At 46.3% G+C, this 8,324-nt stretch carries 10 protein-coding genes and 1 pseudogene; 3 read left to right on the top strand and 8 right to left on the bottom strand.

Going from position 1 to position 8,324, the window contains the following annotated elements; genetic code table 11:
- Nucleotides 1–151: 151 nt before the first annotated feature.
- From H8730_RS16860 to H8730_RS17985, 7 genes and pseudogenes are all read right to left on the bottom strand, one after another.
- Complete coding sequence (locus H8730_RS16860; RefSeq protein ID WP_177719131.1) at nt 152–553, bottom strand: putative toxin-antitoxin system toxin component, PIN family; 402 nt, start codon at nt 551–553, stop codon at nt 152–154.
- On the bottom strand, nt 550–825 hold the full coding sequence (locus H8730_RS16855; protein ID WP_177719132.1) for an AbrB/MazE/SpoVT family DNA-binding domain-containing protein: 276 nt from the start codon (nt 823–825) through the stop codon (nt 550–552). Before H8730_RS16855 ends, H8730_RS16860 begins: the two co-directional genes overlap by 4 nt.
- Before the next feature lie 578 nt (nt 826–1,403).
- Nucleotides 1,404–1,712 (bottom strand): annotated as a pseudogene (locus H8730_RS16850) (TnpV protein); the annotation flags it as partial.
- 359 nt (nt 1,713–2,071) lie between these two features.
- On the bottom strand, nt 2,072–3,337 hold the full coding sequence (locus H8730_RS16845; protein WP_177719133.1) for an O-acetylhomoserine aminocarboxypropyltransferase/cysteine synthase family protein: 1,266 nt from the start codon (nt 3,335–3,337) through the stop codon (nt 2,072–2,074).
- Nucleotides 3,338–3,497: 160 nt separating this feature from the next.
- Nucleotides 3,498–4,160 (bottom strand): putative ABC transporter permease, encoded by a 663-nt coding sequence (locus tag H8730_RS16840; RefSeq protein WP_249290228.1) that lies wholly within the window; start codon nt 4,158–4,160, stop codon nt 3,498–3,500.
- Nucleotides 4,161–4,171: 11 nt separating this feature from the next.
- The gene (locus H8730_RS16835) at nt 4,172–5,383 is read right to left on the bottom strand and encodes a glycosyltransferase (protein WP_177719135.1); all 1,212 of its coding nucleotides are present in this window, start codon (nt 5,381–5,383) and stop codon (nt 4,172–4,174) included.
- Between the two features lie 332 nt (nt 5,384–5,715).
- The gene (locus tag H8730_RS17985) at nt 5,716–6,486 is read right to left on the bottom strand and encodes a helix-turn-helix domain-containing protein (protein WP_249290227.1); all 771 of its coding nucleotides are present in this window, start codon (nt 6,484–6,486) and stop codon (nt 5,716–5,718) included.
- 146 nt (nt 6,487–6,632) lie between these two features.
- Between H8730_RS17985 and H8730_RS16825 the strand changes: the two genes are divergently transcribed.
- From H8730_RS16825 to H8730_RS16815, 3 genes are read left to right on the top strand one after another with little or no spacing between them, the layout of a single operon-like run.
- Nucleotides 6,633–6,923 carry a hypothetical protein gene (locus H8730_RS16825; RefSeq protein WP_249290226.1) on the top strand — a complete coding sequence of 97 codons (291 nt, stop codon included), beginning with the start codon at nt 6,633–6,635 and terminating at the stop codon, nt 6,921–6,923.
- Nucleotides 6,920–7,933 carry a Gfo/Idh/MocA family protein gene (locus H8730_RS16820; RefSeq protein WP_249290225.1) on the top strand — a complete coding sequence of 338 codons (1,014 nt, stop codon included), beginning with the start codon at nt 6,920–6,922 and terminating at the stop codon, nt 7,931–7,933. Before H8730_RS16825 ends, H8730_RS16820 begins: the two co-directional genes overlap by 4 nt.
- Nucleotides 7,914–8,114, top strand: coding sequence for a hypothetical protein (locus H8730_RS16815; protein ID WP_249290224.1), 201 nt, complete (start codon nt 7,914–7,916; stop codon nt 8,112–8,114). The genes H8730_RS16820 and H8730_RS16815 overlap by 20 nt, the downstream gene beginning before the upstream one ends.
- Before the next feature lie 50 nt (nt 8,115–8,164).
- Here H8730_RS16815 and H8730_RS16810 read toward each other — a convergent pair.
- Nucleotides 8,165–8,324 (bottom strand): DUF4368 domain-containing protein (locus tag H8730_RS16810; RefSeq protein ID WP_249290229.1); only part of this gene is annotated, 160 nt, incomplete at its 5' end.

Raw genomic sequence — 8,324 nt, 5'->3', positions numbered from 1 at the left:
AGCGGATAGAAGCCTATAAGGCCAAATGGTGTGTATAACATAAATATCCGCCATATCTGAACACAGATATGGCGGATGCCTATAATCTTATTTTAGATATTTCGCTTGTCTACTTGACAAGGGGCTGATCAGTTCCCGGCTCCGCGCCGTTTCAGTATTGGAGAAATTCAGCCGGTGTCATAATCAATGGATTTTTCACGCCGGATTCTAAAAAGTCTTTATCGCCGGTCAGTAAAACATCGGCCTTTGCTTCTATGGCTGCCCGAAGAATCGGGCGGTCATTCACATCACGGATTTGTGTCTCTGAAATATTTTCCTCTGTCGGTATCGGAACCAGTTCCAAAGTCAGGAGCGCAACGGAAAGAAATTTATCCAGGGATGCAAGCCGGTTCGGAAATTTTTTGTTAAATATCCGCTTCATTTCGTCCACGTTCTGCTCACAGATCAGCCCGTGATTAGGATAGGACGCCGCTTTTACATACGCCTGAAAAGGAATGCCGTTTGCGCTTAGGGCGGCAGAGATCAGGACGTTGGTATCAATCAAAACCCTCATGCGTTCTCGTCCTCATTTCTCAATTCTTTCACAAGCGCCATGACATCATCATCGGAGGTCAAGCCAGCGCGTTCCGCTTCTCCGGCCATCTCTTGTTGAAGCACCTGCATAGCGTAGACAGCAGAATTGACAATGCGGACGGTGTTTCCCTCAACGATAAACGTAATGCGATCACCGCTTGCCACGCCGAGGACTTCCCGAATATCTTTCGGAATTGTGACCTGCCCCTTTGCCATGACTTTTGCATTGTCTACAAACGTATTTGCTAACATGATTTTACACCACCTTTCTGAAACATGGAAAGTAGGGATTTCCCTACTCTTATTATATGCAGAGGACGCAGAAAAATCAAGGGAAAATGCTGGAAGTATTACAGATTAAGAGGCTGCCATTTTTGAATTTTTTGTGAACTTGATTAAAACGCCCTTGACAACTCGTTTCTGGGAAGACCAGAAACGTTTTTATTCCTCACATACTTTCTACTCCCTGGAAGACTTTGAAAAGCTGCTTGCTGTCAAATTGTTCTTAGAGGAAAATGCGAGTGAAATCAGGATTTTTTCCCGCGACGAAGAAAAGCAATTTGTTATGAAAAGTCAATTAAGGGATTCTCGAATTACATATTATCTGGGTGACATTCGATATCCTGACAGTATCACCCCGGCCAGGCACAACAGCATAGCGCGAGTGTACGAGGTCGATCATAAGTATATGAGGGATACCAACGAATTCGGGCATCGTCTGTTTTACAGCATGAGTATCGTTTGTCAGTTCGGAAACAAGTATCCATGGGAAGTGACTATTGAGAATATGTTTGCACCGGGATTACAAGGTCCAAAGGGAGGGCTTGTTCCTAAAGCGGACGAAAAAAGCAGCAGTGCAAAATGTACGTTCCGTTTAAACGATATGGAATGGGTGCAGAGAATTTTAACTTTTGGATTTTCAGTACCCATTCAAGCTGATTTTCAGCCTTTAGCTGCTCTGTGGTACCCTGTACCTGTCTCATCTGCTCTATAAGCCTCTCAAAGCATTCCTGCGCCTGTTCGTCAATGTCAGCAAGACATGTATTCAGCCTGCCGCTTGTCAGAAGATTGATACAGACACCATTGTGGCACTCCTTCAGATAGCGTAAGTGTCTTTGTCCGAACAAGCCTATCGGTTGTATGTATATGGTATCTTTAAGTTAAGTAATCCCCTGCCATTCATACCACAGCCCGTTTCTTTCATCGTAAATGTACTTGTCCATTGAAAAATTCTCCGCTATAGTATATTCGCACATACATCACAGTTTTCCGATTGTCGCAGCCTGCAATATCGTCAAAATGGCGTTTCTACTGCGTGACAGGGCAAAAAATCAAAACAGAGAGCTGACCACTCTTTGAAGTGAGTCACTCTCTGCTTCGATTTGTACTCTGTCTGTCAGTCGTTAGGTTCAGTTTTTTTCCAAACTCCCTTATCGGCGTTCAAGGTTTCGTTATTTCACTTGTCTCCTAGAAGGAAGTATGAGTATATCAGTCTGATTTAGACCTGCTCCAATGCTTGCCGGATGTCCTCCAGAATATCATCAATATGTTCAAGGCCGCAGGAGAGTCGAATCAATCCCGGATTGATCCCAGCCGCTACCAGCTGCTCGTCGGTCAATTGCCGGTGTGTGGAGCTGGCCGGATGCAAAACGCATGTCCGAATATCCGCTACATGCACCACAAGAGACGCCAGCTTCAGACTGTCGATAAATCGAATCGCCGCCTCCCGGCCACCTTTCATGGTAAAGGCGATAACGCCGCTGCAACCCTTGGGCAGATAGTGTTTCGCCAGATCAAAGGAGGGATCGCCCTCCAGTGTGGGATAATTTACCGTGGCGATCTTAGGGCAGGACGCCAGATAGTGGGCCACTGCATTGGCATTTTCACTGTGTTTGGCGATGCGCAGAGGCAGTGTTTCAAGGCCAAGATTCAGAAGAAACGCAGCGTTGGCAGTCATGCAGGAGCCGAGATCGCGCATTAGCTGGACCCGCGCTTTGGTAATAAACGCTGCATTTCCAAAGTCCTTTGTGTAGATCAGACCGTGATAGGAATCATCCGGCTCCGTAAACATGGGAAATTTTCCACAGGTCCAGTCGAAACGGCCGCTATCGACGATAGCGCCTCCAACCTGAACCGCATGGCCGTCCATATATTTCGTCGTGGAATGGATCACGATATCCGCGCCAAATTCAAAGGGGCGGCACAGGAAGGGAGTGGCAAAGGTATTGTCGATGAAGAGCGGCACATCATTGGCGTGGGCGATGCGCGCGAATTTTTCAATGTCCAGCACAACGATGGCAGGATTGGCGATGGTCTCCCCGAAGACGGCCTTAGTATTGGGGCGAAACTCCTTTTGAATCTCCTCCTCCGATGCGTTGGGGTCCACAAAGGTTACATCAATTCCCATGCGCTTCATGGTCACAGCGAATAGATTGATCGTACCTCCATAGATGGTGGAGGTGCTGATAAAATGATCTCCAGAACATAGGATGTTCAGCAAAGCGATGAGGGTAGCGGCTTGCCCCGAGGACGTACACAGAGCGCCCACGCCGCCCTCAAGCGCAGCAATCTTGTCTTCCACGGCCGACACAGTGGGATTGGAGATCCGGGAATACATGTGGCCGGGAACACTCAGATCAAAAAGCTGACCGACATGTTCCGTTGAATCATATTTATAGGTGGTGCTCTGGTAAATGGGCAAGGCCCTGGGATCGCCGTTGCCGGGCTCATATCCGGCGTGCAGGCATTGGGTTTCTAGATGCATGGCAATTCCTCCATTCGTAGTCAGGCGGAAGCAGGTTCGGCCTAAGAAATAGCCGGCGAATTTACACACCGGCGAGATTTGTGTATGGAACAATAAACTAGTTGCATGATAGCATAGAAATCCCTGAAAGTCAACCATTCAGGGATTTTGATGTGGGTTACTATTTTGTGGTATCGACAAATTTCATGCTGGGATAGATTTCATGTAAGCGCTCGTCGGGAAACTGTTCGTCCAGGTAGGCTTCAACTCTGTTGGCAGCTGGTTTTCCCACATGGCGAGCACTCATGCGGCCCACCGCGGCCGCGGACACCAGGATGTCATATACCAGAAAAGCAAATAGAGTCCAGGTTAGAACGATTCCAACGCGGTGGGGAATGCGCTCAATGAGGTTGGACAGCCCAGGATAGAGAAAACGTGTCCACAGAAGGGCGACAAACCCCCAAAATAAGGAGAAGACCAAATTGATCCGTCCGTTGATGTTGAGCGGCAGATGGCTGTAATTCCAGGAGACGGTGCCAAACACTGCCTCCTGCACCCAGCTGCATATGTACTCGAAGGCGCTGCCAAGGACGACGCCGCCGAAAAAAATCCACAGCCAGTGTTTGTCACGAAGCCAATAGAGCCCAACGGTGATAACCAGTGCTCCCATGCCATAGATGGGGTTAAAGGGGCCGTAGACGAGTCCAACGCGATTGGTTATGCGGTGAAAAGCGAGAAGATACCAGATATTTTCAAGCACCACGCCGGCAACGCAGCCAATCGTAAAGATCCAAAAAAGCTTATAAAATGAAAGTCCCCTTGCAAAATTTGTTTTTTGTTGCATAAATACCTCTCTCATTGCTTCAGTTTGACTTCTATGTCAGCAGAGCGCTGCTCATGAGGTGAGCGTTCCATGATTACCATTTCGTATAGGTCCAACATATGGCGAATGGCCTCATCGCTGGAGTGTAGCCTTGTATGTTGCCGAACAGCCTGCCGCAGCTTGAATTTGTCCTCCACAGGCTGAGCTGCCAGTTGCCCCAGGATATGCCGAAGCTGTTCTTCCGTCTCGAAGGTGAACCCTGTCAACCCCTGTTGATACTGATATTCATTGGGCTGATCTAACAGATGTACGACGGAAAGTCCACTGGCCAGCGCTTCCAGGGTTGAGATGGAGTAGTTCTCCGACAGGGACGCCGTTATGTAGAAATCGCTTGCCTGATAGTACGCAGGCAATTGAGAATGTTCGATTTTGCCGCTAAACTTTACGGAGGAAAGCTGAAGCTCCGCCGTCAGCTGCCGCAATTCATTCAAGGCAGGCCCGTCACCCATAATCAGGAGCTTTATGGAGGGCAGGCCCGCGGCCGCTGCTTTCCAGAAACGCAACAGGGTGTCAATGTTTTTTTCTTTCGCAATCCGGCCGCAAAAACAGCCTACCAGATCCGAGCCGGCAAATCCAAACTGCTGGCGGATGGCTTGCGCGCGCGCTGCCGTCGCCTCCGATGTTTCTAGAAAAGCCTGCTCCACTGTGTTGGGAATAATCTGGATGTTCTTCTCTGTCCCAAATTGCTTAAAATAGTCTGTAATTTTGGGGGAAGCGCCGACCACCAGATCGGACCGATTGGCCAAAAAGCGGAGGTATCCATGGCCCAACCGCCGGACGAGGGGAAGGAAACAATCCTTTGCGATATAGTACAAATAATCATCATACATGGTGTGGAGGGTGTAAACAACAGGCTTATGTAGCGCACGCGCCGCCATAAGTGCGAATAAACCCTGTCCGAATTCATTGTGAAAGTGAAGAACATCCGGATCCCAATCCCTTAAGATGGAGAAACGTTTGCGACTGACGGGGGAGGCTAGACTGTAGCCGTAGACCTTTTTAAGCGTGATCGCGGGACAGGATAGGACCCCGTCACGCAACTCGGGCTGTGAGACCTGAGCGTCAGATTTCACAATTAGCACATCGTGTCCGAGACGTTCCATACCTTCCTTTAACGTTTTGATATGGGTGGCGATCCCGTTGATATCGGGAAGATACGTCTCCGTAAAATATGCAATTTTCATATGCGTCTCCCTTATGCTAAGCTTGCGGCACTGGAAGGTCAATGCCGTGGGGGTCTTTCTACAAGACATAAACTGTTCATATTCGACATTATACGACACCGTGAAATATATGTCAAATTAAGATTCCCTGACAGCGGCAATCCCTGTGCCAGCGACCCATAAGGAAGTAATCTCTGTGTAGGTCCTCTTTTTTCATACGGTTATATTCTCATGAAAAGCGCCAAAAGGCGGGGGAAATGCCCGTTATCAGCCATACAGCCGATAACGGGCATTCTCATTAAGCATATAAATTAGAACACATATTAAATCGCAAACATAAAAGAAAACTGAAATCATAAACAGCCATCATATTTTGAGGGCGCAACTCCCGTATGCTTTTTGAAATCTCTTGAAAAATCGTAAAGACTGGTATAACCCAAGGATTGCGCCATATCCGAAAGTGTGCCGTAGTCGCTCTTTAACATTTCCTTCGCTTTCTCAATGCGGAAACGGTGTACATAGGTAATGGGAGATACGCCCATAATGCTCGTAAACAGTTTTCTGAAGTACACGGTAGAAAGACCCGTAATTGTTGCAAGCGCATCGTTGGTGATATTTTCATTATAATGCTGAGAAATATATTCTATGGCAGGAGCAATCTTTTGTTGCTTTTCAGTGGGGAGATAACGTTCCGACATCTCTTGTGTAAGAGCAAGCAGGATAGTATACGTATCACGAATGCTTTCAACCTCTACCATTGGCTTTTTTAGATTCCGCTTATATTCTAAGTCCTTGAACATTTTTAATATCTTTTCGCCGTTTTTGACCGATAAGGATATGGGTTCGTAGAAAGTCGGTTCACTTTCAAACTCAATAATTGAAAAATGTCCCGATCTTGTACACTGCCAATCGTAAGAACAGCCTTTAGGCAGAATGACGACGTGTGCGAGATTTGACAAAAAGCATTTTTCACCCGAAGTATAGACGGTTTCTCCTTCATACTTGATAACGACTGCCCAACGCTGGCGGTCATTTCTTTTTAATTTTGTATTTTGGGGAGTGTATAAGGTAGATGCAGAGTGTACCTTTGTAATGACCAAATTTGCTAAAAAACTTGTGTTCACTTTTTTTACACCTCCTGCCTAATATGGATATTATACCACAATTAGAAAAAGAATCAATATCTCTTGTATCAAATATGATAAATTATAACACATTTGATATTTACCGTAGTCCATGTTTGTGATATGCTTTTCTCGGAGGTGATCATATGAAACAAAAATTATCACAATTACAGACTCCTTCCCTTGCGGGTTTTATCAGAGAAAAAAACCTTCGCGGGGCAATTTCCGAGAATGGGGAGGATTCGGCAGAGAGTATCCGTGCCATGCTTCTCCTAAAAAAAGAGGTAAAGCCCCCTGTGGCTTATCACGCCAACGACAAAGCAGGGATGCTTTCCCGTGTTATCAATCCGTTGCTTGGCGGACAGATTGCCTTTTGCGTGGATCACTACGACGAGGGCAGCACGATGGAAGATATTGAAAGGCAATGTTCATTATGAAAAAGATAAAGATAGGACAGATCGGCATTGGACATAATCACGGAGAACCAAAAATGCTCGCTGTGCGGAAATTCACTGAGCTTTTTGAGGTGACCGGATATGCCGAGGAAAATGATCGTTGGATCGAAAAGCGTGGCAATAACAAAGGCTACGAGGGACTTCCTCGCCTTAGTGTCGAGGAAATAATAAAAAAATCCGACGCAGTGCTCATAGAGAGCGACGTGTGGAACGTAACTAAGTACGCAAGGCGTTGTATTGAGGCGGGCAGGCACGTTCATATGGATAAACCCGCAAGCAGTACGCCTGAGGAATATAAATATGTACTCGATATGGCAAAGGAAAAAAATCTCGTTTTTCAGCTCGGTTATATGTACCGCTACAATCCCGCGGTGCTAAAATGCTTTGAGCATATCAAGAATGGCGATCTTGGCGAAATCTATTCGATCAATGCCGAAATGAGTACCTTCCACCCCGTTGAATACAAAAAATGGCTGACTAATTTCGGTGGCGGTATAATGTATATTCTTGGAAGCCATCTTGTTGACCTTATCGTGTATATGCTGGGTGAACCAAAAAAGATTACCTCTTTTTTGAAGCATACAGGATTTGACGGAGTAGATTTTGAGGATAACAATCTTGCTGTACTGGAATATGAGAAGGCGCTTGCGCGAATTTACGTCTCCTCTGTGGAGGTCAACGGTTTTGGCAGACGGCAGCTTATGGTTTCAGGAAGCAAAGGAACGGTCAATATCTATCCGATGGAGCGCCCCATTACAATGACATACTCAGATACAAGCATTGCCGACAAAACGTATGAGGATCGAAAGCTGATCATTCCCTTTGAGGATAATACCGCAACCGGTCGTTACGATGAAATGATGCGAGATTTTCACGCGTATATTTTGGGCACAAAACAAAATCCATTCCCATATGAACATGACTATCTGGTTCAGAAGGTACTGGATGAGATCGTGGGAGGGGTACGCTTCAATGGCAAAAATATTGATTAAAAACGGTCGTGTGTGGAACGGAGAGCAATTTTTGTATGCTGATGTATTAACCGACAAAGATAAAATTTCAAAAATAGCACCGAGTATTTCCGAAAATGCAGATTTCATTTACGATGCACCGGGCAAAACGGTATCTGCAGGGCTTGTGGATGCTCACGTACATATGAGTGATACGTATTAGGAAACCCGTCAAACGATAGTGGGAGCAACAAGCGGGAATTATCCCACCTGCTACAAGTCGCGGTTGATTTCCACATATTCCATGATACGGCGCAGTTCGTCGGCAAACTTAAACTTGATACTGATGTCGCCGCCTTCATACACCTTGATATAATCAACCAGTTCAATGAGAATTTCCCTTGTCAGCTTGTCGATGTTCTCGTACTTCTTG

The sequence above is a fragment of the Bianquea renquensis genome, from assembly GCF_014384895.1.
Lineage (GTDB): Bacteria > Bacillota > Clostridia > Lachnospirales > Bianqueaceae > Bianquea > Bianquea renquensis.
The sequence above is the reverse complement of the archived record's forward strand: the minus strand, read 5'-3'. Positions and strand labels throughout refer to the sequence as shown.

Bases quoted from the DNA above. Each gene is read 5' to 3' on its own strand.
- H8730_RS16815 (WP_249290224.1), top strand. From the start codon at position 7,914: ATGGCAAAAATATTGATTAAAAACGGTCGTGTGTGGAACGGAGAGCAA.
- H8730_RS16855 (WP_177719132.1), bottom strand. From the start codon at position 825: ATGTTAGCAAATACGTTTGTAGACAATGCAAAAGTCATGGCAAAGGGG.
- H8730_RS16825 (WP_249290226.1), top strand. From the start codon at position 6,633: ATGAAACAAAAATTATCACAATTACAGACTCCTTCCCTTGCGGGTTTT.
- H8730_RS16835 (WP_177719135.1), bottom strand. From the start codon at position 5,383: ATGAAAATTGCATATTTTACGGAGACGTATCTTCCCGATATCAACGGG.
- H8730_RS16845 (WP_177719133.1), bottom strand. From the start codon at position 3,337: ATGCATCTAGAAACCCAATGCCTGCACGCCGGATATGAGCCCGGCAAC.
- H8730_RS16820 (WP_249290225.1), top strand. From the start codon at position 6,920: ATGAAAAAGATAAAGATAGGACAGATCGGCATTGGACATAATCACGGA.
- H8730_RS16840 (WP_249290228.1), bottom strand. From the start codon at position 4,160: ATGCAACAAAAAACAAATTTTGCAAGGGGACTTTCATTTTATAAGCTT.
- H8730_RS16860 (WP_177719131.1), bottom strand. From the start codon at position 553: ATGAGGGTTTTGATTGATACCAACGTCCTGATCTCTGCCGCCCTAAGC.